This window comes from Paraburkholderia sp. RL18-085-BIA-A (assembly GCF_046027075.1).
GTDB lineage: Bacteria > Pseudomonadota > Gammaproteobacteria > Burkholderiales > Burkholderiaceae > Paraburkholderia.
Genome location: NZ_JARESU010000057.1, coordinates 1 through 25801, shown reverse-complemented (window position 1 = coordinate 25801; position 25801 = coordinate 1). Strand labels below are relative to the sequence as shown.

Below are 25801 nucleotides of genomic sequence, written 5' to 3'. Positions count from 1 at the left end.
GCAGGCGCTCATTGTGTGTCGATCGCATCCCGCTGGATCGACGCTGCGTGAGCGATGCCGCCGCGACAAGTCATGGCCGCGTCCGTCAATGTACCGGATCGCGAGGCCCGCCAGGGTGCGCTCTGCGCACGCAAACGTTGGTCAACGCGCGCATCATGAAAAAAACCGCAACTACCTGGCAGTCGCGGTCTTTCGATATGACGCTTTCATCCACGGTGGCTTGCGTTGCTCTCGCTGTCTCGCCGGGAATGAATGTTGCGTCGGGCGTTGGCTGAGGAACCGTGCCGACCCGCGATCAGAACGTCTCCCAATCGTGATCACCGCTTGCGCTTGCCGCCGCGATGGCTTTGGCGGGCGCATGCGCGGGGGTGACGGCCGCGGGAGTCTTCGCCGCCGCCCCATGCGCGGCGGGCTGCGCACTCGCGGACGAAATCTTGCGTGCGCCCGTCGGACGCGCGGGCGCCAATGCGCGCTTCGGCGCCGCGCTCACGGGCGCTTTCGCGGGTGCCTGCGCGGGCCCCTTCGCGGGCAGCTTCGCGGGTGCCTTCGCGGGCGCCTTGTAACCGCCTTCGTCGAGCTGGAACACAGCCACCGCGCTACGCAACTTGCCGGCCTGGTCTTCGAGCGACGACGCGGCGGCGGCGGCTTCCTCCACCAGCGCCGCGTTCTGCTGCGTGACTTCGTCCATCTGCGTGACCGCGCGCGCCACCTGGTCGATGCCGCCGCTCTGCTCTTCCGACGCCGCCGCGATCTCGCCCATGATGTCCGTCACGCGCTGCACCGCGCCAATGATCTCGGTCATCGTGCGGCCCGCTTCGTCGACCAGCGCCGAGCCCGACTGCACCCGCTCGACCGAGGTATCGATCAGCTCCTTGATTTCCTTGGCCGCCGCCGACGAGCGTTGCGCGAGACTGCGCACCTCGCCCGCCACCACCGCGAAGCCGCGCCCTTCCTCGCCGGCGCGCGCCGCTTCGACGGCCGCATTCAGCGCGAGGATGTTGGTCTGGAACGCAATGCCTTCGATGATCGAAATGATGTCCGCGATCTTCGCCGAACTCTGGTTGATGTCGCCCATCGTGCCGACCACCTGGCCGACCACCGCGCTGCCCTTGTTGGCGATCTCCGACGCGTTGGCCGCGAGCGAACTCGCCTGGCGGGCGTTGTCGGCGTTCTGCTTGACCGTGCCGGTCAGCTCTTCCATGCTCGACGCGGTTTCCTGCAGCGCCGAGGCCTGCTCTTCGGTGCGCGAGGACAAGTCGATATTGCCGGCGGCGATCTGACGCGTCGCGGTCGCGATCGACTCGGTGCCACCGCGCACCGCGCGCACCGTTTCGGTGAGGCTGCGCTGCATTTTGGCGATTCCGTCGAGCAGTTGCCCCATTTCGTCGCGCGACGTGACGAGAACCGGACGGCGTAGATCGCCGGCGGCGATCGCGTCGAAATGACCGAGCGCTTCGCCAAGCGGCCGCGCGATCGCACGGCTCAGCGTCAGATACGACAGCGCCGCGGCCACGATGCCGATCGCCAGCGCGCCCATGCTGGCGATGCGGAACACGTCGAAGCTGCCCTGCGCGGCGTCATAGCCCTGCTTCGCCGACTCGAACTGGACCTGGCGCAGCGCGTCGTTGGCGTTGGCGAGCTCGTTGTAGGTCGACTGCAGCAGCTTGGCGCCGTCGATCAGCTTGCCCTGGTCGTTCGCCGAGACGATCGCCGCGAACGCGTCCATCTGCCGATGCAGCGTGTCCCGTTTGGCGGCGACATCCTGCGCGAGGCGGTCCTCTTCGGCGCCGCGCGGCAGGTCGAGATACTTTTTCCACCAGGCGTCGGATGTGGTGCGCATCAGGCGCGCGCGCTCCAGCGTCGGCGCCGATTCCGGCGTGCCGGCCATGAATGCGGCGCGGTCGAGCGCAAGACGCTCGCGCGCCGCGAACAGCTCGGCGTTGCCGATATTGACCGCGCCCGGCATGGCGTTGGTGAAGGTGTCCTTATAAGCGTCGTTCGAACGGCTCATGCCGAACAGACCGGAAACGCCGATCGCGACCAGCAGCGCGGCGAGGAAAGCCATCGTAAGGCCAATCCGTGCCTTGATCGTAATGCCCTTGTTCAACATGTTTGTTCCTGTGCCTGGCAAATGAGAGGCTGCATACGCAGTGCGAAGCGACGTGTGGTGTATGCGTTCTGGCACTTTTCGAAGAAGCGCTCTAACTACCTCGTTTACGGCACAGGAATCGCATCCTTGAAGGATTTATATAGTATGAAGAAAAGCGTGGAAGGGATTGGAAGAAATTACAAAGTGCGCACAGGGCTGGGTGCTGGCAGGGCCACGCACGGCTTTGATCGACTAACCGGGGATGCGCGTCGTGGCGTGGGAAAGGAGCGCGGGTTTTGCCGGACCGGCGGCGTGCCCGATTGGCTTGGCCGCCTGGATTGACGGGCAAGGCAGCGAAGCCTCGGTGCAGTGCAGGCGCGAAAAATTTGCGAAAAAAAACGCCGCCAATGCGCAAGCACATCGGGTAAGAACAGACTCGGCGCCGTGCCCAGCGCCGTCATCAAAAATCAGCCCAATGCGTCCAGTTCCGCGCTAGTAGGAATAGACGGCTGCGCACCGGCGCGCGTCACCGACAGCGCCGCGGCCCGCTGCGCGAAGCGGATCGCGGCATCGACGCCCGCGCCCCGCGCAAGCTGCGCCGCGAATCCGCCGATGAACGTATCGCCCGCCGCGGTCGTGTCGACCGCTTTCACTTGCGGCGCGGCAAACAGCGTGGCGGCCGCGCCGTCGAGCGTTGCGTGCACGCCGCGCGCGCCGAGCGTCACCAGCACGTTACGCGCGCCGGCCGCGCGCAGCGCGGCAGCGGCGCGCGCCGCGTCATCGGGCGAATCGACCGGCAGCCCGGTGAGCGCGGCCGCTTCCAGTTCGTTCGGAATCAGGTAGTCGATCAGCGGCAGCCAGTCGGCAGGCAATGGCCCAGTGGCGGGCGCGGGATTCAGGATCACCGTCTTGCCGAGCCGCCGCGCCGCGGCCAGCGCCGCGCGCACCGTGGCCGGCGGCGTTTCGAGCTGGCAGATCACCACGTCGGCGGCGGCCAGCACCGCCTCGTGATGCGCAATCGTTGCGGGTGTCACTTCGCCATTGCTGCCCGCGACGATCACGATCGCGTTCTGGCTCGCGTCGTCGACGACGATCAGCGCGACGCCGGTTGCCTCTTTGCCGGTTTCGACCGCCGCGCAGTCGATGCCTTCCGCTTCGAGCCCGGCGCGCAGTTGCGCGCCGTTGGCGTCCGCGCCGACGCAGCCGAGCATCGACACCCGCGCGCCGAGCCGCGCCGCCGCAACCGCCTGGTTGCCGCCCTTGCCGCCCGCTACTTGCGCGAACGCGTGGCCGGCGAGTGTTTCGCCGGGATGCGGCAGACGCGGCGCGCGCACCACGAGGTCCATGTTCAGACTGCCGACCACCGTCACGCGTGAGTGCGGTTCATTGCTTGCCACTCGCTTCTCCTCGATGTCACGCAGGCGGGTTCATGCTGCGGGCTCATGCCGCGGGCCCTCTCACGCAGCCAGATCGCGCTGCGCCGCGCCGGCCCACGTCGCGGTCGATTCGCGCACGATCAAACGCGGCGACACGACGCGCCGGCGGCCCGGCGCGCGAACGCTGCCGGACGAGCTCCCGGCGATCCGCTCGATCAGCGTCTGCGCGGCCATGTCGCCGAGCGCGCGCACCGATTGCCCGACCGTCGACAGCGCCGGATAGGTGAAACGGCCCAGCTCGATGTCGTCGAAACCAATGATCGAGCAGTCGTGCGGCACGCTGATGCCGCGTTCGGCCGCCGCGCGCAGCGCGCCGATGCCCATCATGTCGTTGCCGGCGAAAATCGCCGACGGCTTGATCGTATCGAACAGTTGCCCGGCCGCGCGATGGCCGCCCGCCCCCGAAAAGTCGCTTTCGACGATCGCGTCGGGCGGAATCTCGATGCCGCGCTCGGTCATCGCGCGGATGAAACCGTGCACCCGCATCGCGCTGACCGCCGTCTGCACCGGCCCCGTGATGCAGCCGATCCGCACGTGCCCCAGCTCCAGCAGATGACGGGTGGCCAGATACGCGCCCTTTTCATGGTCGATCTGCACCAGGTCCGCGTTCAGCCCTTCGATGTTGCGATCCACGATCACCAACGGTTCGTGCGAGTCGGCGAGCGTTTGCGCGAGCACCGCGTCGTCGCCGGCGGACGCGACGATCAGCCCGTCGATGCGCTTTTCCTGCAGCACGCGCAGGTAGTTGCGCTGCTTGGCGGGGTCATCGTCGGAATTGCAGAAGAACACGCAGTAGCCATTGCGCGCGCAGCCGTCCTCGATGCCGCGCGCCAGCTCCGCAAAATACGGGTTGGTGCTGTTCGGCACCACGAGGCCGACCGTCGCCGTCGCGCGCGCCTTTAGCGACCGCGCCACCGCCGACGGCACATAGTGCAGTTGACGGATCGCGTGCTCGACCTTCGCGCGCACATCGGCCGACACCGGCCGCGAGTTGTTCACCACGTGCGATACCGTCGTGAACGACACGCCCGCCACGGCTGCCACATCCTTGATCGTCGTCATAACCTGTTGCTCTCCTGCCTGTTTTTCCCGCCGGCCGCGCCACCTGGCGACCCACCGGACGTCTTCCTCGAAGATCGACCCGACTGATGAATGCCTATGCGTTACCGCTAATCCAATTACCAGCGCGCTGCTTCCGCGAACCCCGGCTCAGGCGCGTTTGCGCCGGCTCCGGTAGGTGTCAAGCACCACCGCCACCACGATCACCGCGCCGGTGATCATGCGTTTGGTCGGCTCGTTCGCGCCGATCTGCGCGAGCCCGGCCGCCAGCACCGAGATGATCAACACGCCGAAAAACGTGCTGATCACCGAGCCGCGCCCGCCCATCAGACTCGTGCCGCCGATCACCACGGCCGCGATCACCTGCAGCTCCAGGCCGACGCCCGCGTTCGGGTCGGCCGCTTCCAGACGCGAGATCTGGAACAGCGCGGCGAGCCCCGAGAGCGCGCCCATCAGCGCGAACACGACGACCTTGTACGGGCGCGGATTGACGCCCGCGAGCCGCACCGCTTCCTCGTTGGTGCCGATGCCGACCAGATAGCGGCCGAACACCGTGCGCGTGAGCACCAGCTGCGCGATCACCATCACCGCGACCGCGATCAGGAACGCTGGCGAAATGCCGAGCGCGATCGGGTTCGACAGGAAGTCGAACGCGTCGCCGATATAGGCGGTGCGCGAATTGGTCATCTGATACGCCATGCCGCGCGCCGCTTCGAGCACGCCGAGCGACACGATGAACGACGGAATCCGCCAGCCCACCGTCACCGCGCCGGTGATGGTGCCGGTCAGCGCCGCCGCCGCGACGCCCAGCAGCGCCGACGGCAACGGCCCCCAGCCCCACTTCAGCGCGGCCACGCTCACCACCGACGCCCCCAGCGCCAGCACCGATCCCACCGACAGATCGATGCCCGCGATGATCAGCACGAAGGTCATCCCCACCGACATCACCACCAGATCCGGAATCTGATTAGCGATCGTGCTGAACGTGTCGTAGGTCAGAAAGTGCGAACTCAGCAGCGAGAACAGCACGATCATCGCCAGCAGCGCGCCGGCCAGACCCAGGTAGTTCGAAAAGCCGAGCCGGGTGCCGGCCGGTTTCCCGCTCGCGAGCGGCGCCGACGGATCGGCCGGCGGCACGACGTTGGCGCTTGCATTCGCGTTCGCATCGGTCCCGCCCTGCTTGCCGCCCGCCGCTTCGCGCAACGATTGATCGGTCATGACAGACTCCCTGCTTCGTTGGTGTCAGGGGCGTGCAGCAGCGCCTCGCGGCCGCGGTAGCCGGCGAACGCGGCGGCCAGCAGCGCATCCTGCGACCAGCTATCGCGCTCGAACACGCCCGTCATGCTGCCCGCGGACATCACGCCGATCCGGTCGCAGATCAGCATCAGCTCGCGCAGGTCGCTCGACACCACGACGAGCGCGCGTCCTTCGCGAGCCAGCGCGCCCATCAAGCCATAAATATCGAACTTCGCGCCGACGTCGATGCCGCGCGTCGGTTCGTCGAATAACAGCACGCGGCTCTCGCGCGCCAGCCAGCGGCCGATCACGACCTTCTGCTGGTTGCCGCCCGACAGCTCGCCCACAATTTGCCCCGGGCCCGAACTGCGAATCCGCATCGCGTCGATCTGCTTTTGCGCCAGCGCGTTCTCGCGCTTCGCATCGACGATGCCGTGCCGCGCCACGCCGCCGATATTGCCGAGCGACACGTTGGCCGCGATCGGCTGCGGCAGCAGCAAGCCTTCGCCTTTGCGGTCCTCGGTGATCAGCGCAATGCCCGCGCGCACCGCGTCCGCTGGCGAATCGATCCGCACCGGCGTGGGCGGCGCGCCCGGCGTCGCGGCCAGCGACACCGTGCCGGCGTCCTTGCGGTCGGCGCCGTAGATCAGCCGCATCAGCTCGGTGCGGCCCGCGCCGATCAGCCCGCTGATGCCGAAGATCTCGCCCGCGCGCACGTCGAACGACACGTCGCGCACCACCTTGCCGCGCGCGAGCCGGTCCACTTTCAGCAGGGGCGCGCCGATGTTGCGCACGCCCAGATCGATCCGTTCGCCGAGTTCGCGCCCGACCATCCACGTGACGATCTGCTCGCTCGTCAGCCGGGACATCGCGTCGACATGCACCAGCCGGCCGTCGCGCAGCACCGCGATCTGCCCGGCCACCCGCGCCAGCTCCTCGAGCCGGTGCGAGATATAGACCAGCGCGACGCCGCGCGACTTCAGCCGTCCGATCTGCTCGAACAGCAGGTCGACTTCACGCGCGGTCAGCATCGCGGTCGGCTCGTCGAGGATCAGCACGCGGCAGTCGTCGATCAGGTTGCGCGCGATCTCCACCATCTGCTGATGCCCGATGCCGAGCTCGCCGACCAGCGTGTCGGGATCGATCGCGTCGAGCCCGACTTGCGCCATCGCGTGACGCGAGTCGTCGCGCAGCTTGCGGCGGTCGATCCAGCCGAAGCTGAAGGCGCCCACGCGCGGCAGGCGGTTCAGGAACAGGTTCTCGGCCACCGACAAGGTCGGCAGCAGGTTCAGTTCCTGCATCACCATGCGCACGCCGAGCGCCTCGGCCTCGGTGCGGCTCGCCGGCGCATAGGGCTCGCCGCCGAGGCGCATCGTGCCGGTGGTAGGCTCGACCAGCCCACCGATAATTTTGGACAGCGTACTCTTGCCAGCGCCGTTCTCACCGGTCAACGCCAATACCTCGCCGGCGCGCAGCGCCAGCGAGACGTCGGCGAGCACCGGCTCGGCATAGGTCTTGCCGATGCCGCTGACGGACAAGACGACAGGCAAGACTTCGTGGTCGGTTGAATCCATCGCGATCCTGGTTCCATGGCGGCCCTCGCGGCCTCATGCGATTCGCTCGAATGAAGCCGTCGACGGCCGTCACGTGTCATGTCGGCCCAATGCGCAGCCCAATGCGCGGAATGCGCAGGCGCTAACGGCCGCTTAGCCTCCCGCCGCGCGCACCGCCGTCATGACGCTTACCTCTGGAATTAACGGCGGCGCGCGCGGATTCTTGAGCGCCTTTTGAGCGTTTGTTGAATAGCGGCGGATTCGCACGTCTGGCGTCACATCATGGCCCGCTTCATGGGCCGTTCCACAGCATGCAACGGCGCCGGCGCGAACCGACGAATCCGCAGTCCCGGCGCCGACTTCGACGCCGGGTGAACGGCGCTTATTTGGTCACGAGGGTAACCGGCGTTTCCACCACGCCGGACAGCTGCGACTGGTTCTTGTGCTCGCTGAGCGCCTTCAGCGCGGTGTCGATGCCGAACACGGCCTGCTTGGCCGCGTATTGATCGGCGGTGGCGAGCACGCGGCCGTCCTTCAGCATCGGCCTGATCGCGTTGATGTTGTCATAGCCGACCACCAGCACCTTGCCCTGCTTGCCCGCCGCGCGCACCGCCGAGACCGCGCCGATCGCCATGTTGTCGTTGCCGGCCAGCAGAGCCTTCAGATTCGGGTACTCGTTGAGCATGGCCGAGGCCACCGCATTGCCCTTGTCGATTTCCCACTCACCGGATTGCACCGACACGACCTTCGCGCCGACCGTCTGCATCGCGGCCTTGAAGCCCGCCGTGCGCTGCTGCGCGTTGGTGGTGGTCGACACGCCTTCGAGAATGCCGACCTCGTCGCCCGCCTTCAGCCGCTTGGCCAGGTAGTCGCCGACCATCTGCGCGCCCTTCGCGTTATCCGGACCGACGAACGGCACGTTCAGGTCTTTCGACTTGAGCACGTCCTGGTCGAGCCGGTTGTCGATATTCACGACAATGATGCCCGCATCCACCGCCTTCTTGACGACCGGCACGAGCGCCTTCGAGTCGGCCGGCGCCAGCACGATCGCGTCGACCTTCGAGACGATCATCTGCTCGACGATGCGGATCTGGTTCGCGGTATCGGTCTCGTCCTTGATGCCGTTGGTGATCAGGTCGAACTGGCCGGGATTGTGTTTCTGGTAGTCCTTCGCGCCGGTTTCCATGGTCAGGAAGAATTCGTTGGCAAGCGACTTCATGACCAGCGCAATCTTCGGTTTATGGGCGGGAGCGTTTTGCGCGTACGCGGCGGAAAACGGCAGCGCAGCGCTAGCGGTGGCAAGGATTGCGGCGGTGAGAATGCGACGGCGAATGCGATGGCTCATGCGTATCTCCAGGTTTTTCGGGCTCGGGTTCGAGCCATATTTTTCATGGCGCGCAAACGTTTGCGAGGCCTATTCTCAACGCAGACCTTTCGGAATGTCAACGATCGGCCGTGGTGCGGTGCATCGGCGCGCAGCAGGCTGCGGCGACGCGCGGCGCTCGATCGATTCAGGCCGGCGGGCTGGATAAGCGCGCCGGCAGGCAGCGTGTGGCAGGGGTCCCTCGCTCGGTCCATGCGTGGCGGTTTTGCCACCGGCCGCAAGATAGACAGCCGGCGGGCCGCCTATGCTGGCCTTTTATTGCGTGCGGTGCAAGCCGGGACAATACGAGGCGAGCGAGACGCGAGCTGGGCGAGCGGCCGCATGAACATGCGCCGGCGTGGCGTGAAAGGCCATCAATGGTCGTGAATGGCCATACGTGGCCTCGACCGTGAGCGCGATCCGGCGAACGCGCTAGAGCCAGCCTGCCTTGCGGAAGCGCCGGAACAGTATGAGGTCGACCAGCAGCATGATCCCCAGACATAGCGGATAGCCGAATCTGAAGTGCAGCTCAGGGATGTTCTGAAAGTTCATCCCGTAGATGCCGGCGATCATGGTGGGCACCGCGAACAGCGCCGCGAACGACCCGAGCCGCTTGGTCACCTCGCTCTCGGTGAGCGAGATCATGCCGAGATTGATCTGCACCGCGGTGACGACCATTTCGCGCCGGCCGTCGATGGTTCTGACGATCCGTTCGAGATGGTCGTAGACATCGCGGAAGTACGCCTGCATGCCATGGCAGACGCTCGGAGTGCGCCCGCCGGTCAATTTTCCGACCGCTTCCAGCAGCGGCGAAATATGATGCTGCAGGATCACGAGGCGGCGCTTTAACGAGTACAGATCCTGAATGACCGCGCGCGCCGCAGCCGAATCGTTGCGCTCGAAAATGCGGTCTTCGAGCGCTTCGATCTCGGTGTTCATCGCTTCGACGATCGGGAAGTAGCGATCGACGACATCGTCGAGCAGCGCGTACAGCACGAAGGCCGAGCCTTCCTTGAGCAGGCGCGGCTCGCGCTCGCAACGCGCGCGAACGTTCTGGAAGCCGGCGCGCGTGCCGCGGCGCACCGACAGCACGTAGTTGCGCCCCACGAACACGTCGACTTCGCCGAGCACCAGTTCGCCCTCTTCATCCACCTCGACCGTATGCATCACGGCGAACAGCGACTCGCCGTACTCCTCGATCTTGGGACGCTGATGGCCGTTTTGCGCGTCCTCGATCGCGAGTTCGTGCAGGCCGAACTCCTTTTTCATCACGGCCAGTTCGCCCGGCCCCGGGTCCTTCAGCGCGACCCAGACGAAGCACTCGGGCCGCGCCACGTAGTCGCTGATGCTATCCACGTCGATATCGGCGAGCTTCCGACCGTCCTGGTAGGCGGCGCAATTGATCAGCATGTTCGGATTACCTTGAAAACGGAAGCAGACCAGCCGGCCTCGCCCTGTGCGTAAGCCTTACGTCAGGTCTGCGTTGACGAATGAGCGCTAGCCGCCATGTTAAGCGGGGCCGCGAAAACGTCACGTATCCAATTGTTAAACCTTGCGGGGCAGGCGTCGAACACACGTATTCCCTAACGGCTACTGCGCCACGCGGTGCAGCATGATGCGATGATCTTCGTTGAACGTGACCAACGCGCGGTTCGTAAAGCGTGGGTCGGCCGTCACCAGAAAGTGCAGTTCGACGACCGGGTCGAACTGCGTCGACACGCCGATCCGATGCGTGCCGCGGCTCAGATAAAAGACCACGTGTTCGCCGTTCGTCACGTCGGTGACCTGCTCGCCGTCGACCTACACCAGCGCATCGCGAAACCGCACGATCACGTCGCGCGAGCGCTCGCGCCGGACATCCGCCGCGACGAGTCCCGCCGCCGGTTCCGTACAGCCGGGCCGCACGATGCGCGCGGACGGCACCGGCTCGGCCCGGGTCGACGCGCAACCGGCAAGCATCCCGCAGAGAAGCGTGACGGCGATGACGAGCGTGACCAGCGCGGCTTTGCAGTGGCAATGCAAGCGCATCGGCATACGGCCTTCCCCTTGTGATTGATCGCGATTCCTCTTCTTATCGGCACGTGACGCGATACCTGGCGATCCTGACTCCCGCGCCGCGTCGTTGCCATGCATGATTGCAACGCGCGGGCGTTCCGCCAGCCGGGCCGAACAGCCCATACCCGCCCTCTTGCATGGCGTCGAGTTCTTCTTCATGATCGCTGCAAAAGGGCCGTGCCGTGCGCGCTTCGCGTTGCGCGATTTACCCTCGGTTCGAGCGTGCCGTCCCGGCTGGGCGGCATGCAGATTGCGCCGTCCGCGTCGCCGGACCTGCAAGCAAGGAGACTGCTATGTGGTATTTCACCTGGATTCTCGGCGTCGGCGTGGCCTTGGGCTTCGGCATCATCAACGCGCTGTGGCTGGAGACCAACGGCAAGTTCTCGCGCGATCCACCGCCCGGCGCCACCGCCGCCACACCGTCCACCGCTGCCGGGGACAAGCCTGCGTGAAGCATCTGGTCTTCTTTTGCGGTCACGCAGGCACGGGCAAGACCACGCTCGCGAAGAAGCTGATCGGCCCGCTGATGCAAGCGAGCGGCGCGCCCTTCTGCCTGCTCGACAAGGACACGCTGTTCGGCGGTTATAGCGCGGCCGCCATGGCGATGCTGACCGGCGACCCGAACGACCGCGACAGCCCGCTTTTTCTCCAGCATCTGCGTGACCCCGAGTACCGCTGCCTCATCGACACCGCGCGCGAGAACCTCGAACTCGGCGTCAGCGCGCTGGTGGTCGGGCCGCTGTCGCGCGAAGTGCGCGAGCGGCGCCTGTTCGATCGCGCCTGGCTCGGCGTCGGCGCGGACGTGGCGCTGCGCGTCGTGTGGGTTCATACGTCGGAAGAGACGGCGCGGCAGCGGATCGTCGATCGTGCGGATCCGAACGACGCGTACAAGCTCGCGCACTGGGAAGAGTACCGGCAGCGTCGCTTCGTGCCCAGCGGCGCGATTTGCGACGATCTATTGATGTTCGACAACACCGCGCCAAGGCCCGAGGATTACGAGGCGTTGCTCGCGCGCATCGTCGGCGAGCCGCAGGCGGCGTGCGTGATGATGCCGCCGGTGCCGGTCTAGCTAGCGGCGGCGTCCCTGAAACGGCAATGCCCCGCGAGGCGGGGCATTGCCGGTGCTATCTCTACGACCCTTCTGTACGACTCTTTCGCACGGCCCTCTATGGGGCCTTTTGTCGTTCAGCGCGACGGCGCAACACACCGCCGCGCCATCCCACGGCCCTCGACTGCCGGGTGTTACACCGTCGCCATCGCATCCAGCGACTGCCCTTCGTACAACTGGCCGAAGCGGTTCGCGAGGAAGTCGCGCAGCGACACCTGCTCCTGACGCACGAAGCCCTTTTGCGGCAGCTTCTGTTCGCGGAACAGATCGAGCACCGCGCACATCGCGCCGGCCGTGGTGATCTGGATCGCGCTCATCGGCACACCGCACACGGTCTTTGCGAAAATCTTGCGGGTGAACACTTCCTGCACCAGTTGACCGTCGCGCATGCCACTCACCGTGATGAACACCAGCACGACGTCCTGCGCGGTCGCCGGCACCGAACGGCGCATGATGGTCTTGAGCGTGTCGCGGTCGCTCGAAAGACGCAGGTCTTCGAGCAGGAACTGCATCAGATTGCGGTGACCGGGATAGCGCACCGACTTGTAGTCGAGCGATTCGACCCGGCCCGCCAGCGTCTCGCACAGCGTGCCGAGACCGCCCGACGTGTTGAAGGCTTCGTACTCGGTGCCGTCGAGCGAAAAATGTTCGAGGCCTTCGAGCGGCTGCACCCATTGCGTGCGGCTCTCGCGGATCGCTTCGCACGGCTGGCAGTATTCGTTGATCAGACCGTCGACGCTCCACGTCAGGTTGTACTTCAGCGCGTTGGTCGGAAACTCCGGCAGCGCGCCGACGCGCATCTTGACGTCGCGGATTTCGCTGAAGCGGTTCGCCAGTTCGTGCGCGGCAATGCCGATGAAGCCCGGAGCGAGACCGCACTGCGGCATGAACGCATGCTCGGCGTCGTCGGCGATCGCGCGGATCGCGTGAGTGGCGCGCACGTCCTCGGTCAGATCGAAGTAATGCACGCCCGCGCCCTTGGCGGCCGCCGCCACGTTTACCGCGAGGTAATACGGCAGCGCGTTGACGAGCGCGTCGAAGCCTTGTATCGCGGCGCGCAGCGCGGCGGCGTCGGCAGAATCGACGCGGCGTGTCGGAATGCCCTGGGCGGCGAGCTTGTCGAGCGTGGCTTGCTCGCGGTCGAAGGCAACGACTTCATAGTCGCCGGTTTCACGCAACATATGCGCGATCGTATGTCCGATCAGACCGGCACCCACAATGGCTACTTTCATGCGCTTCTCCTTGTTATCTGTGTGCTGTCTCCAGCTTGGGAAGTGCGCTGCGCTTCACGCGCGGCGCCCGGCGGGCTGAACCCTTGAGCAACAGTGTAGGGAGAAGCAAAAACAGTTCATACGCGCAAAATGCTGCGTTATGACCATGAAGTTCGACGTTATGACGGCCACGTCAGTCGATCTGACGAAACGGTATAAAAATCGCGTAAATGGCCGTTGGCAGAGGTCAGCAAATATCCGCAAACGCACAGCAAGCATCTGCGCCGTGTGCGCGTTCACACCATCCCGCGGTCGATCTTGCGCGCGAGGATGATCGAGGTCGTGGTCCGCTCCACGCCTTCCATGCCGCCGATCTGATCGAGCAGATCGTTCAGCCGATCGGGCGAGTCGGCGCGCAGCCACGCGACGTAGTCGAACTCGCCGCTCACCGCGCACAGCAACTGCACTTCCGGCATCTTCCCCAGGCGCTTCTGCACGGCCGGCCCGTGCTTCGGCGCGATGATGATGCCGACGTACGCGACGATGCTCGAATCGAGCACGTCCTGGCCGAGCCGCACGCCATAGCCGGCGATCACGTTGCTGCGCTCGAGCCGCGCAATTCGCGAGATCACGGTGGTGCGCGCCACGTCGAGCTGGCGGGCGAGACTGGCGACGCTTTCGCGCGCGTTGGCTTGCAGCATTGCAACGAGGTTGCGGTCGAGGTCGTCGAGCTGGTCGAGGCGCGGAGGTCTCATCGAGGCAGAGAGGAGTTGGTCAACGGTGGAGCGGATTATCGCGCGTCTGCGGCGCGGGGTGGCGATTGGAGGCGGCGATGAAGCTCATGCGCCGAAACGCTTGCATGCGAAACCGCTGAAGCTGGTGCGAGCCCCGGCATGCACGACAGCCGCGCGCACCTTTGACCGCCGTAGCCCACGAAATGTCGCAGAAGCCGGTCCCGCTCCCAAGCGCCCGCTTCGATCATGGCGACGAAAAGTTAGCGAAAGGAAACCCAAGCGCTGGCTATTTCCCTTTCGTTTCGGTTGTAAGCGTTTGTCGCATAAGAGCCGCATTGGACGGATATCGTGATACTAATAGCGGCGACGGCGAAATGGGGCAGCCGGCCGCCGTGCGTCACCAACGGTCGACGCGTAGCGGGCCGCTCGCCACCCGCCTTGTCCCAATTCGAACAGACATCAGGAGTTTCGATGAAAAAAGCACTGGTAATGCTGGCCACCGCCATTTCCATGAGCGGCGCGTTCGCACAGACTTCCGCACCGGCCTCGGCACCCGCAGGCGCCGCTTCCGCGCCCGCCAGCAAGGCCGGTCATGAGCGCAACGTCGAAGACCGCATCGCCTATCTGCATACGCAACTGAAGATCACGCAGGCGCAGGAAACGCAATGGAACGCGTTCGCCAACGTGATGCGCGCCAACGGCGAAACAATGGGCCAGCTGTTCCAGGAACGTAAGGCCGCTACCAACGTAACCGCGCTCGAAGACATGAAGCAGTACGCGACAATCGCGCAAGCGCATGCGGATGGCATGAAGAAACTGGTCGACGCATTCGAGCCGCTGTACAACAGTCTGTCGCCGGAGCAGAAGAAGCTGGCCGACACGACGTTCCATCAACCGGGCGGCGGTCATCATCGTCACCATGGCAAGGGCAAGGCCGGTGATGCGGCGCCCGCCAGCGACGCGACGATGAAGCCGTAAGAAGCGAGTTATCCGGCGCGCAACGCGGTTTTTCGCGCTGCGCGCCGTCGGATTCTTTTGCGATTGGCGGCTCATCCCGCCTATCGCAAAATAACCTGACAGAAAGCAAAACAAGCCGGCCGCCAGATGCATCTGGCATGATGCGGGTACGCGGCTACAGAGCACCACGGCCACGGCCCACACCTCGGCTGGAACACCAGGCCGAAGCGCCGCTGGTCATATTTCCACGCTCACCCGCCTCACCTCCCGCTTCATGACCGAACTCAAAAATATCGATCTGCGCCAGGACGCCCAAGCGCAACGCGTCGTCAAAGACGAAACGGTAAGCGTCGAATTTGCCGCCGTCGAAGGCGAACTGATGAGCCTCGAAGGCCCGAACCGCTATCTGCGCGGCGATGCGCTGATCACCGGATCGACGGGCGACCGCTGGGTCGTGTCGCGCGAGCGCTTCGACGCCAAGTACATTCCCGCCGACACCACGCTCGCGCACGGCGAACCGGGTGCGTATCGCAACCGCCCCGCCGTCGTGCTCGCCAGACAGATGAACGAAGCGTTCTCGCTCGCGCGTTCCGCAAACGGCGGCGACGTGCTGCGCGGCGCCGCCGGCGACTGGATCATGCAGTACGCCCCCGGCGACTACGGCGTGGTCCAGGCCGCGCGCTTCGCGAAGGTCTACCGGCGCGCGGACTGAGCCGTCTCAGGCGAACTCGTCGTCTAACTCCACGATGACGTCGCGCGGCACCGGCTCGCCGTTCGCATACTGCTCTTCGAGCGAGCCGAGACTCGCTTCGACATACGCGCGCAACACCGCGAAACTGCGCCCGCGCAGCCGTGCCGGCATCGCCCGGTAACGCGCCAGCGCGGCCGGCGCGATCGCCACGGTCATCACGATGCGGCGCGCGGTCGCGCCGAAACGCATCGCCACCCAGTGAATCGCCAGCGTCGGCGTGCCGTCCTCGGCCGCACGCTGAATGAACTGTGTCTGCTCGGGGAACAGATCGCTGATCACGCGCGCCAGCTCCTCGAACTCGGGATTGGCGCAGTCGTATTGGTAAGCTTCCATGGGGTCTGCCGGAAGATGTTCTGAAGGTGGGCCGGAAAAAGCAGGCGGATTTTAGGCATGGACCAAGGCTTTCGCGAGGCACCGCATCACGCGGTTGCCGCGCGTTGCCTGAAGGTCCGCATCAGCAGGCCCGCGACGATCACCGCGCCCAGCGCATACACGGCATCCACCGCGGCGAGCGGCACGAGTTGCGCCTGGAACAAGGCGGCGGGCACGTCGACGAGCGCATGCAACACGATCGCGAGCGGCAGGATACCGCGCCAGCCCGCTCGCACGCCGCGCCACATCAGCACCGACAAGCCGATCTGAAACACCAGTGCGGCCGTCCGTTCGAGCGCGAAAATGCCGGCCGTCTGCGGAGTCAGGCTGGCGAGAATCAGGTGAATGCGCATCAGCGAGTCGGGCGGCAGATTGCTCAGGTAGCCGTCGAGCTGGCCGCGGTTTTCGAACACCGCGAACAACAGCCATTGAATCTGCACCAGCACGCCGACCATCCACGCTTCCGCGCCGCCGTGACCGAGGCCGTAGGTCAGCGCGGTGCCGTCATCGGCGCGCACGGCGCTGGCTGTAATCGCGGACTTCGCCGCGGCGCGCCTGAGCAGCAGCCGCATGCCGATGAACCGCCCCACTTCCTCGCACACGCCCGCAACCAGCGCGCCATACACGACGAACGCGAGCGGATTCGACAGGAACGTGGCGGTCGCCTCGTTTCGATGCAGCACGTAGTCGTTCAACGCGCGCTCGATCACCATCGCGAACAGCGCGAACACGGCGATGCCGGCGATCGCGTCGCGCGGCTGCAGCGCGAGCGGCCGGCGCAGTCGCCGGTAGATCAGAAAGGGTAATGCGGCGACGAACAACGTCGCGACGGCGAGGCTCGAGAGGGTAAGCGGTGCAACAACCATGAGTTTCCTTGCGATGACCGGCGCGCACCCGCTGCGCGTCGCAGCCCGAATGATCGCAGATCAGCGCGAAGTTGATGCGCGGACGATCAGCTCGCCCGGCAAAAGACAGTCGCGCACGGTGCTTTGCACGCCTTCGATACGCTCGTGCAGGAACTCGACGGCGCGATAGCCGATCTCGTAGGTCGGCTGACGGATCGTCGTGATGCCGGCCAGCTCGGCCCAGTCGGGGTCGTCGATGGAAAGGAGCGCGACGCGTGTCTGCCAGCCGGCGCCGTAACGCGCTTTCAGATGCAGCGCGAGTCGCAGCGCGACGGGGGCGTTGGCCGCGAACAATGCGACGCGTGCTGTGGTGCCTGTGGTGCCTGTGGTGCCTGCGTTGCCTTTGTTGCCTGCCTTGCCCATGGCGCGATCGCTGCCGCCCGCCTCGATCGCGCGGTCCAGTTCGGCAAGGCTGCGCTCGATTGCGGCCGTGTCCGCGAGATCCAGCACGAGCGTATGCGCGCGCGTGGCACTCTGAGCACGCATCGCGTCACGAAACGCCAGCTCGCGCAGTTGCCGCGAACTGACCTGCTCAAACGGCTGAACGACGAACCAGATATCGTCGAAACCCTGCTCCAGCAGATGACGCGTGCCGAGTTCGGCGGCGGCCCGGTTGTCGAGGCCGACCATGTCGGCGCTGAGGCCGTCCACCAGACGGTCGACCAGCACCGCCGGAATTCCGCCGCCGCCGACCGGCCGCAGCGTTTCCTCGCGCACGCCCAGCGCGTTGACGATCACGCCTTCCACGCGATACGTGGTCAGCAGTTGCAGATAGCGCCGCTCCATCTCCACTTCATTCGCCGCATGGCAGATCAGCGGCATCAGCCCGAGCGCGTGGCACGCCGCTTCCACGCCTTGCAGCACTTCGACTGTGTACGGATTCGTCAGATCGGCGAGCAACATGCCGATCAACCGGTTGCGGCCGCGCTTGAGGCCGCGCGCCATCTGGTTCGGCTGATAGTCGAGGCGGGCGATCGCGGCTTCGATGCGCGCGCGCAATTCCGGCGACAGCACGCTCATCTCGCCGTTCAGATAGCGCGAGATGCTGGTCTTGCCGGTGCCGGCTTCGCGCGCGACATCGGTGATCGTTGCGCGGCGCGGGGTGGTTTGTAGCGGCGTGCTCATTAGCTATTCCCGCGCGGAGTCGCCAGGGTCGCCTCGCTCATGCCCGCTCACTTCGCCAGTACGTCGCGATTGACGATGTTGGTCGTCAACTTGCCGTCGAGCGCGGCGACCAGATTCTCCGCCGCGTTGCGCGCCATCGCATGACGCGTCTCGTGGGTCGCCGAGCCGATATGCGGCAGCGCGACCACGTTCGCGAGCTTCAGCAGCGGCGAGTCGGCCGGCAAAGGTTCGGTGTCGAACACGTCGAGCCCCGCGCCGTGAATCGTGCCGTTTTGCAGCGCCTCGATCAGTGCCTGTTCGTCGACGGTCGCGCCGCGCGACGCATTGATCAGGATCGCGCTCTTCTTCATCGATCTCAGTTCGGCCGCGCCGATCATATGCTTCGTGTCGGGCGTGAGCGGCACCTGCAGACAGACGAAGTCGGCGCTCGCGAGCAATTCCGGCAACTCGACGCGCCGCGCGCCGTAGGCCTGCTCGGCATGCGGATTCGCGCTGCGGTTGGTGTACAGCACCTGCATGTTGAAGCCGAGCGCCGCGCGCCGCGCGACCGCGCCGCCGATCCGCCCCAGCCCGACGATGCCGAGCGTCTTGCCCTGCACGTCGACGCCGAACTGGGCCGGTCCGATGCTTGTGCGCCACTCCCCCGCCTTGACCCAGTCGGCGAGTTCGACCACCCGGCGCGCCGACGCGAGGATCAGCGAAAACACAGTGTCGGCGGTGGATTCGGTCAGCACGTCCGGCGTGTGCGCGAGCACGATGCCGCGGCGCGTGAGGTCGGCGACATCGAACTGGTCGAAGCCCACCGAAATGGTCGACAGCGCCTTCAGGCCGCTCGCGCCTTCGAGCATAGCCGGGGTAATCTTCGCGCTCGCGCCGATGCCGCCGTCGGCCTCGCGCAACGCGGCGACGAACGCGTCGTGCCGCTCGGGATCGACCTGTACCACTTCCGCATGCTGTTGCAGATACGCGAGCACATCTTCGGGCAGCGACTTCCAGACGACGATCTTCTTCATCAGCTTATTTTCCTTGCAACGGGGTGGCGAGAGTGGGCGCCTGGGTGAGCGGCTGCGGCTTGACGATCAGCGTCAGGATCACGGCGGCGATCAGCGCCACGCTCATGAATGCGTACGATGCCGAGGGCGAACCGGTCGCGCCGTTCAGATAGCCGACCACATACGAGCCGACGAACGAACCGAGCGCGCCCATGCTGTTGATCAGCGCCATCGCGCCACCCGCGACGTTCTTCGGCAACAGCTCCGGCACGATCGCGAAGAACGGCCCATAGGGCGCGTACATCGCGCCGCCCGCGATCACCAGCAATGCATACGAGAGCCAGAAATGCGTGGAGCCGAGCGCATACGACGCCGCGAACGCCACCGCGCCGACCAGCAGGAACGGCCACACGAACACTTTACGGCGATTGAGTTTATCCGATGCCCACGAAGCTGCAAGCATCGCGATGGTTGCGGCCAGATACGGCAGCGCCGACAGCCAGCCGGTTTCGACCATGCCGAGCGTCGAGCCGTTTTTGAGGATCGACGGCAGCCACAGCACGAAACCGTACACGCCGATACTCCAGCAGAAATACTGCGCGCACAGCTTGACTACCGCGGGCGTGCGAAACGCTTCGCTGTAATTGCGCACCGGCTTGATCGCGGCCTGCTCGGCGCGCAGCGTTTCGGCGAGATCGTCCTTCTGCTGCTGGGTGAGCCACGAGACCTGCTGCGGCTTGTCCTGCACGATGAACCACCAGCACACGGCCCAGATGATCGCGGGCGCGCCCTCGGCGATGAACATCTGCCGCCAGCCGAACGAATGCACCAGGTAGCCCGATACCACCGACATCCACAGCACCGTCACCGGATTGCCGAGAATCAGGAAGGTGTTGGCGCGCGAGCGCTCGCTCTTGGTGAACCAGTTGCTGATGAAGATCAGCATCGCGGGCATCACGGCGGCTTCGACGACGCCTAGCAGGAAGCGGATCACCATCAGCGACGGAATATTGCTGACCATGCCCGTGAGCGCCGCGCAGCCGCCCCACAGGATCAGGCTCCAGAACACGAGCTTCTTCACGCTGCGCCGTTCCGCGTAGATCGCGCCGGGAATCTGGAAGAAGAAATAGCCGAGGAAGAACAGCGCGCCGATCAGCGACGACAGTCCCTTGCTGATGCCGAGATCCTGGTTGATGCCGGCGGCCGACGCGAAGCCGAAGTTCGCGCGATCCAGATAGGCGAGGCTGTACGTGATGAATACGATCGGCATGATCGTCCACCAACGGCGAATCGCGAGTGATGAGGTCATGAGTGTCTCCTTTGTCGACCAGAGTTGGCGCTTCAGCGCCTACTCTGGTCCCATGCAAATAAGTTGAGTTGGCGCTTCAGCGCCTACTCTGGTCCCATCCAAGATAGTTGAGTTGGCGCTTCAGCGCCTACTCTGGTCCCATGCAAGATAGTTGCTGACGGCTTCCCGAAACGATGATGGACAGTGAGGCGGGCGCTGTGGGCGCTCTTGCTGCTATCAAGTCGGCCGGGGTGAAAGCGGACGACGAGTGTGCGTTCAGGCCGCGGATACGACGGGTGTTGCGGTGGCGGTGGCGTTTGCATCGGCCAGTTCGAGCGCGTCGAGCTCGGCGCGGTGCGGCAGGCCTTCCGAATCGCCGATCACCTGGATCGCCAGCGCGCCGATGCGGTTGCCGCGCGCCACCGCTTGCGGCAACGGCCTGCCTTCGAGCAGCGCGCTGATCGCGCCGACCGCGAAACCGTCGCCCGCGCCGACCGTGTCCACTACGTTCGCGACCGGCTTCGCGGCGATTACGCCCGAGCCATCAGCGGTGCGGAAGTAGGCGCCGTGCGCGCCGAGCTTGACGATCACGCCGCGCGCGCCGCGCTCCAGATAGAACCCGGCGATGTCCTGCGGCTCGGTGTAGCCAGTCAGGATCTCGCCCTCGCCGCTGCCGGGCAGCACCCAGTCGGCCAGCGCGGCGAGCGCGTTCAGACCCTCGACCATCGCGGCGCGCGACGGCCACAGCGTCGGGCGCAGATTTGGGTCGAACGAAATCGTCTTGCCGGCAGCGCGCATTTCCCGCGCGAGATGGAACGCGAGTTCCCGCGAGCTTGCCGAGATCGCGGGCGCGACGCCGGTCAGATGGAGGTGCCGTGCCGGCAGCACGTAATCCGCCGCGTAGTCGGCGAGCGACAGGTGGCTCGCCGCTGAGCCCCTGCGGAAGTATTCGACCGCCGGATCGCTGCCGTCGTCGTTTTTCGACTTGAGCTGGAAGCCGGTGGGATAGCGTTCGTCGGTGCTGACGCAACGCTGATCGATGCCCTCTTTCGACAACGTGTCGCGCACGTACTGGCCGAACGAATCGTTGCCGACGCGGCTCATCCAGCCCACCTTGAAACCGAGCCGGGACAAACCGATCGCAACGTTCAGATCCGCGCCGGCGATGCGCTTCGTGAATTGCCCCACGCCGGCCAGCGGGCCGGTTTCAGCGGCGACGAACATGGCCATCGCTTCGCCGTAGGTGATGACATCGAGTGCTGCGCCTGGGGTGTTCATGCTTGCTCCTACGTGTTGCTTTTGCTGCGGGTTGTGCGTTTTGCTACGGGTTTCGGTGCCCGGTTTGCGGGTGGTTGGCCTTGGGGTCACGGTGCGTTGGCGATTGCTATGCGTCTGTGCTTGCCGTGCGTTTTTGCGGTCCGCCTCGCCGGGCGTTATGCCGAACGTCGTCCCGTCCTTTTTGCTGCGAGTCCCGCGCCACCCACCGTTCCAGGTACTGCTTGTTCTCTCAGGTTCCAGCCGCCTATCAAACCGCAGCCAGCCATTTGACGTAGTGGGCCGCGTCCGCCTCGACACGACTTGCATCGAACGGAAATTCGATGCCGCGCGGCACGTCGCGCGGCAAGCGGTCGAGCACCGCGATGAAGCGCGCATCGTCGGCGGCCGGCGCGGCGGGAAAGCGCCGCGCGCCTTCGCCCACCGTCGCCTTGCAATGGATGTATTCGACGTGCGGCGCGAGTTGTGCGGCCGCGTCGAGCGGCGCGACGCCGCGCCATGCCCAGTTGCCGATGTCGAAGGTCATGCCGAGCACGTCCGCGTGCTCTTCGCGCGCCAGCGCGTCGAATAGCCCGACGAACTGCGAGAGCGAGCCGCCTTCGGCCAATTGCCCGTTTTCCACGACCAGCCGCACATTCGAACCCTGCATCTGCCCAGCAATTGCCGCGCCGGCCGCGTCGCGCACGAACCCGCCCAGTTGCAGCTTGACGAAGCGCGCACCGAGCGCGGTCGCTTCGTCGAGCGCGAGACCCAGCGCAGCGGCGTCGAACCGGCCATCGACCGTGTACAGCGACGCGGGCGTCGAAAATACTGACCACAAGCCCAGTTCGGCAATCGCGCCGCCGAGCGCGCGCAAGCGCTGCGGCGCGGCGTCGGCCTCGTCGGCCAACAGCTCGCGGCGCACCTCGAAGCCCGCCGCGCCGGCAAGCCGGCTCGCCTGTGCACACTTCAGATGACCCTGCGCGCGGACCGCATCCATCCCGAATGCGCTTGCGACGATCACGATGTCAATCACGTCAGCCATGTCGAATCTACTCAGTTCTGTCCTGCTGGCAATATTCGAATCGGTCTTGGAACCGGTTCCAAATCCGCTTCGAAAAAAAGCGCCGAAGCGCTTGCGATGCCCGAATAGTGCGCCGAGACCCGCCGCATGCACCATAGAGGAAATCCCCAGGCGCGCTGGGCACGGCTGCCCCGTTCAGCCGCTATCGGCGAGACAGAGTGCGAGAAACTGCTCGACCACGCGCGACGGCGCACTCGCGTAGGGGACGAGGATCGACAGACGGCGCGTCAGCGGCTCCGGACCCAGCGACAGCCGGCATAGCGCACCGTCTTCATGACGCATCGACATGCCGGACACGAAGCCAATGCCCATGCCGGCCCGCACCGCCTCCTTCACCCCTTCGACGCCGGCAATCTCCAGCGCCACGCGCATCGGCACGCCCGCCCGCGCGAACGCGCGCTCGACGATCTGCCGCACCGCCGAGCCCGCCTCGCGCAACACCAGCCGATGCGTGGCGAACGCCGCCAGATCCGCGCGTCCACCCTCGCCCGCTTGCGCCAATGGATGAGAGCGCGGCACGATCGCGACGATCTCGTCCTCGCGCCATGCGTGCACGGCGGTGTCCGGCGGCAGATCGGCGCCGACCGGCCCCTCGATCATCGCGATGTCCACCGAGCCGAGCGCATCGACGATCTCCGTGGTGTTGCCGTTGGCGGTATGCACGGTCACGTCCGGATAACGGCGATGAAAGTCGGCGATCAGATACGGCAGCAGGTAGCTCGCCGGCGTGGTGCTCGCGCCGATCCGCAAGGTGCCCTGCTTGAGGCCGCGCAGCGCGTCGCGGTACGCATGCGCCTGACGCCAGGTGTCGCGCAGCCGCGTTGCATAGCTCGCCAGCTGCTCGCCGGCCGGTGTCAGGCGCACGCCGCGCCCGTCGCGCTGATAGAGCGGCTCGCCGAACTCGTCCTGCAATTGCCGCAGCTGCCCGGACACCGCCGGCTGCGACAGATGCACCGCCACGGCCGCGCGGCTGATATTGCGATGCTCGGCGACGGCGGCGAACGTTATAAGTTGATCGGGGGTCATGGCAATGGAAATATCAGTTGAGCCGATACTTTACATTCTAAATCATGATTTTTCATATCCTTATATCTATTTTAGGATTAGCGCCATCGAATCCAGTCAGTCAACCGGGCTCTACGCCATGTCCACCACAACCATTCCGCTTACCGCCGCCACACCCGCCCAGTCGTCCACGCGCGGGCAGCTGAACGGCATTCTCTTCGTCGCGCTGTTCGCCGCGGCCGTGACCCACATCGCGTCGATCCCGGCGATCGCCGGTCTGGGCTTGAGCCCGCTGATCGTCGGTATCGTCGCCGGGGCCATTTACGGCAACGCGCTGCGGGACGGCATGCCCGCCAGTTGGGCGGCGGGCGTCAATTTTTCGGCGCGCAAGCTGCTGCGCATCGCCGTCGCCTTCTTCGGCTTGCGCGTGAGCCTGCAGGAAATCGCTCAGGTCGGCCTGCCGGGCCTCGCGGAATCGGTGCTGATCGTCGTGAGCACGCTCGTCATCGGCACCTGGGCCGGCATGAAGATCATGAAGCTCGACCGCGACACGGCGCTCTTGACCGCCGCCGGCAGCGCGATCTGCGGCGCGGCCGCGGTGCTCGCGTTCGAATCCACGCTGCAATCGAAGCCGCACAAGAGCGCGATGGCCGTGGGCAGCGTGGTGCTGTTCGGCACGCTGTCGATGTTCCTGTACCCGGTGCTGTTCAACGCGGGCTGGCTGCATCTCGACACGGTCGGCGCTGGCCTGTTCTTCGGCGGCACGATTCACGAGGTGGCGCAGGTGGTCGGCGCGGCCAGCAACGTGAGCCCGGAAGCGACGCACATCGCCACCATCGTCAAGATGACCCGCGTGATGCTGCTGGTGCCGGTGCTGCTGGTGGTCGGCATGTGGGTGAACCGCTCCGCGCGCCGTGCGGCGGCAGCGGGCTCGCAGGACGGCGCCCACGGCAGCGCCCCGCGCAAGCTGGCGATTCCCTGGTTCGCGCTCGGCTTCCTCGCGTTCGTCGTGATCAACTCGCTGCACGTGTTGCCCGAAGCCGCGACCAGCACGCTCAACACGCTCGACACCTTCGCGTTGACCATGGCCATGACCGCGCTCGGCATGGAAACGCGCGTTTCGCAGATCCGCCAGGCCGGCCCCCGTGCGCTGACCACCGGCCTGATCCTGTACGTGTGGCTGGTTGCCGGTGGACTGGGAATCACATGGGCTGTCCAGCACCTGCTCGGCTAAGCCGGCCTCGCTGTCGAACCCACCCCGCCGCGCGCGGGGTTTTGCACATTCTGGAGCCCATCTGTCACGCTCGCGCGGCATACTGGTTGCTGGCGTCACCTGCTCCTGCAACCCACCCATGCAACTGGGTCATGCGACCCGCATGGGCGACCGGAACGAGGATCGAACGATGAGCCTGGAACTTTACTACTGGGACGGCCTCCAGGGCCGCGGTGAATTCGTGCGGCTTGCGCTGGAGGAAGCCGGCGCCGACTACGTGGAAGTGGCGCGCGGCACGCCGTCCGAAGGCCTTGGCACCGACGCGATGATGGACGTGATGAAAAGCCGCGACGAAGCCCATCCGCCGTTCGCGCCGCCGTTTCTGAAAGACGGCGATCTGGTGATCGCGCAGACCGCCAACATCCTGTTCTACCTGGGGCCGCGGCTGAATCTCGCGCCGTCGGTCGAAAGCCTGCGCTACGTCGCCAACGGCCTGCAGCTGACCATCGCCGACGTAGTCACGGAAGCGCATGACACGCATCATCCGCTCGCCAGCGCCCTTTACTACGAAGATCAGAAAGACGCCGCGAAGGTGCGCGCGCACGACTTCATCGACAACAGGATTCCGAAGTTCATGTCGTACTTCGAGCGCGTGCTGAAGCAGAATCCGGCCGGCGACGGCTTCATGGTCGGCGACGCGCTCACCTACGTCGACCTGTCGATGTTCCAGTTGATCGACGGCCTGCTGTACGCGTTCCCGCGCGCGCTCAAGCGCTTCGGCGAGCACTATCCGCGGCTCGCCGCGTTGCACGACGCGGTGATCGAGCGGCCGAACATCGCCGCGTATCTGCAGTCGGAGCGGCGCATCGAACATAACGAGGCCTGCATCTTCCGGCACTACCCGGAACTCGACAAGGCGGCGACTTGAGCCGCGCCGTCATCCATCGCTCACCCGCAGCAGCGGGGCCCCCCGCCCGGGGGGGGGGGCGGGGGGTTGGGGGGGGGGGGCCG

The 25801-nt window shown here is 65.9% G+C and carries 25 protein-coding genes; 6 read left to right on the top strand and 19 right to left on the bottom strand.

The features are described 5' to 3' along the window. Window positions 1-295: 295 nt before the first annotated feature. The 9 genes from P0D89_RS30000 to P0D89_RS29960 form a co-directional block, all read right to left on the bottom strand. Window positions 296-2110, bottom strand: a complete 1815-nt coding sequence (locus tag P0D89_RS30000) for a methyl-accepting chemotaxis protein (protein WP_408357687.1) — start codon at window positions 2108-2110, stop codon at window positions 296-298. Window positions 2111-2556: 446 nt separating this feature from the next. Beyond that, window positions 2557-3486, bottom strand: a complete 930-nt coding sequence (gene rbsK / locus P0D89_RS29995; RefSeq protein ID WP_408357686.1) for a ribokinase — start codon at window positions 3484-3486, stop codon at window positions 2557-2559. Window positions 3487-3546: 60 nt separating this feature from the next. Further along, on the bottom strand, window positions 3547-4587 hold the full coding sequence (locus P0D89_RS29990; protein WP_408357685.1) for a LacI family DNA-binding transcriptional regulator: 1041 nt from the start codon (window positions 4585-4587) through the stop codon (window positions 3547-3549). Window positions 4588-4734: 147 nt separating this feature from the next. After that, window positions 4735-5802, bottom strand: a complete 1068-nt coding sequence (locus P0D89_RS29985) for an ABC transporter permease (RefSeq protein WP_408357684.1) — start codon at window positions 5800-5802, stop codon at window positions 4735-4737. Then, complete coding sequence (locus tag P0D89_RS29980) at window positions 5799-7394, bottom strand: sugar ABC transporter ATP-binding protein (protein ID WP_408357683.1); 1596 nt, start codon at window positions 7392-7394, stop codon at window positions 5799-5801. The genes P0D89_RS29985 and P0D89_RS29980 overlap by 4 nt, the downstream gene beginning before the upstream one ends. 361 nt (window positions 7395-7755) lie before the next feature. After that, on the bottom strand, window positions 7756-8718 hold the full coding sequence (locus P0D89_RS29975; RefSeq protein ID WP_408357682.1) for a sugar ABC transporter substrate-binding protein: 963 nt from the start codon (window positions 8716-8718) through the stop codon (window positions 7756-7758). A gap of 450 nt (window positions 8719-9168) precedes the next feature. Further along, window positions 9169-10146 carry a magnesium/cobalt transporter CorA gene (corA, locus tag P0D89_RS29970; RefSeq protein ID WP_408357681.1) on the bottom strand — a complete coding sequence of 326 codons (978 nt, stop codon included), beginning with the start codon at window positions 10144-10146 and terminating at the stop codon, window positions 9169-9171. Window positions 10147-10326: 180 nt separating this feature from the next. Further along, window positions 10327-10512: a hypothetical protein gene (locus P0D89_RS29965; RefSeq protein ID WP_408357680.1), complete on the bottom strand. Its 186-nt coding sequence runs from the start codon at window positions 10510-10512 to the stop codon at window positions 10327-10329. Window positions 10513-10536: 24 nt separating this feature from the next. Beyond that, window positions 10537-10770, bottom strand: coding sequence for a hypothetical protein (locus P0D89_RS29960; protein WP_408357679.1), 234 nt, complete (start codon window positions 10768-10770; stop codon window positions 10537-10539). Between the two features lie 314 nt (window positions 10771-11084). On the opposite strand from P0D89_RS29960, the gene cydX reads away from it, so the two are divergent. Both cydX and P0D89_RS29950 read left to right on the top strand, forming a co-directional pair. Further along, window positions 11085-11243 carry a cytochrome bd-I oxidase subunit CydX gene (gene cydX / locus P0D89_RS29955; RefSeq protein ID WP_408357678.1) on the top strand — a complete coding sequence of 53 codons (159 nt, stop codon included), beginning with the start codon at window positions 11085-11087 and terminating at the stop codon, window positions 11241-11243. Beyond that, entirely contained in the window at window positions 11240-11860 is a 621-nt protein-coding gene (locus P0D89_RS29950) for a P-loop nucleotide/nucleoside kinase family protein (RefSeq protein WP_408357677.1), read from the top strand. The genes cydX and P0D89_RS29950 overlap by 4 nt, the downstream gene beginning before the upstream one ends. Before the next feature lie 173 nt (window positions 11861-12033). On the opposite strand, the gene P0D89_RS29945 is transcribed toward P0D89_RS29950, so the two are convergent. Continuing rightward, complete coding sequence (locus P0D89_RS29945) at window positions 12034-13131, bottom strand: saccharopine dehydrogenase family protein (protein ID WP_408357676.1); 1098 nt, start codon at window positions 13129-13131, stop codon at window positions 12034-12036. A 275-nt stretch (window positions 13132-13406) separates the two neighbouring features. After that, the gene (locus P0D89_RS29940; protein ID WP_408357675.1) at window positions 13407-13865 is read right to left on the bottom strand and encodes an Lrp/AsnC family transcriptional regulator; all 459 of its coding nucleotides are present in this window, start codon (window positions 13863-13865) and stop codon (window positions 13407-13409) included. Between the two features lie 450 nt (window positions 13866-14315). Here P0D89_RS29940 and P0D89_RS29935 point away from each other — a divergent pair, with 450 nt between their 5' ends. Both P0D89_RS29935 and P0D89_RS29930 read left to right on the top strand, forming a co-directional pair. After that, window positions 14316-14822 (top strand): Spy/CpxP family protein refolding chaperone, encoded by a 507-nt coding sequence (locus P0D89_RS29935; RefSeq protein ID WP_408357674.1) that lies wholly within the window; start codon window positions 14316-14318, stop codon window positions 14820-14822. Between the two features lie 253 nt (window positions 14823-15075). After that, on the top strand, window positions 15076-15513 hold the full coding sequence (locus tag P0D89_RS29930) for a PGDYG domain-containing protein (protein WP_408357673.1): 438 nt from the start codon (window positions 15076-15078) through the stop codon (window positions 15511-15513). 6 nt (window positions 15514-15519) lie between these two features. On the opposite strand, the gene P0D89_RS29925 is transcribed toward P0D89_RS29930, so the two are convergent. The 8 genes from P0D89_RS29925 to P0D89_RS29890 all read right to left on the bottom strand — a co-directional run bounded on the left by P0D89_RS29925 (window position 15520) and on the right by P0D89_RS29890 (window position 23598). Then, window positions 15520-15885 (bottom strand): DUF3022 domain-containing protein, encoded by a 366-nt coding sequence (locus tag P0D89_RS29925; RefSeq protein WP_408357672.1) that lies wholly within the window; start codon window positions 15883-15885, stop codon window positions 15520-15522. Window positions 15886-15971: 86 nt separating this feature from the next. Next, window positions 15972-16790 carry a YhfC family intramembrane metalloprotease gene (locus tag P0D89_RS29920; protein WP_408357671.1) on the bottom strand — a complete coding sequence of 273 codons (819 nt, stop codon included), beginning with the start codon at window positions 16788-16790 and terminating at the stop codon, window positions 15972-15974. Between the two features lie 60 nt (window positions 16791-16850). Then, complete coding sequence (locus P0D89_RS29915; protein ID WP_408357670.1) at window positions 16851-17954, bottom strand: LacI family DNA-binding transcriptional regulator; 1104 nt, start codon at window positions 17952-17954, stop codon at window positions 16851-16853. 47 nt (window positions 17955-18001) lie between these two features. Next, window positions 18002-18967 carry a 2-hydroxyacid dehydrogenase gene (locus tag P0D89_RS29910; protein ID WP_408357669.1) on the bottom strand — a complete coding sequence of 322 codons (966 nt, stop codon included), beginning with the start codon at window positions 18965-18967 and terminating at the stop codon, window positions 18002-18004. Between the two features lie 4 nt (window positions 18968-18971). Beyond that, window positions 18972-20255, bottom strand: coding sequence for an MFS transporter (locus tag P0D89_RS29905; RefSeq protein WP_408357668.1), 1284 nt, complete (start codon window positions 20253-20255; stop codon window positions 18972-18974). Window positions 20256-20510: 255 nt separating this feature from the next. After that, complete coding sequence (locus tag P0D89_RS29900) at window positions 20511-21512, bottom strand: sugar kinase (protein WP_408357667.1); 1002 nt, start codon at window positions 21510-21512, stop codon at window positions 20511-20513. Between the two features lie 247 nt (window positions 21513-21759). Beyond that, a complete protein-coding gene (locus P0D89_RS29895; RefSeq protein ID WP_408357666.1) occupies window positions 21760-22533 on the bottom strand; it encodes a sugar phosphate isomerase/epimerase family protein in 774 nt (257 codons plus the stop codon). A 174-nt stretch (window positions 22534-22707) separates the two neighbouring features. Further along, window positions 22708-23598 carry a LysR family transcriptional regulator gene (locus tag P0D89_RS29890; RefSeq protein ID WP_408357665.1) on the bottom strand — a complete coding sequence of 297 codons (891 nt, stop codon included), beginning with the start codon at window positions 23596-23598 and terminating at the stop codon, window positions 22708-22710. Between the two features lie 118 nt (window positions 23599-23716). Here P0D89_RS29890 and P0D89_RS29885 point away from each other — a divergent pair, with 118 nt between their 5' ends. Continuing rightward, entirely contained in the window at window positions 23717-24811 is a 1095-nt protein-coding gene (locus P0D89_RS29885) for a YeiH family protein (RefSeq protein WP_408357664.1), read from the top strand. Between the two features lie 169 nt (window positions 24812-24980). Then, window positions 24981-25718, top strand: coding sequence for a glutathione S-transferase (locus P0D89_RS29880; protein WP_408357663.1), 738 nt, complete (start codon window positions 24981-24983; stop codon window positions 25716-25718). Window positions 25719-25801 lie beyond the last annotated feature (83 nt).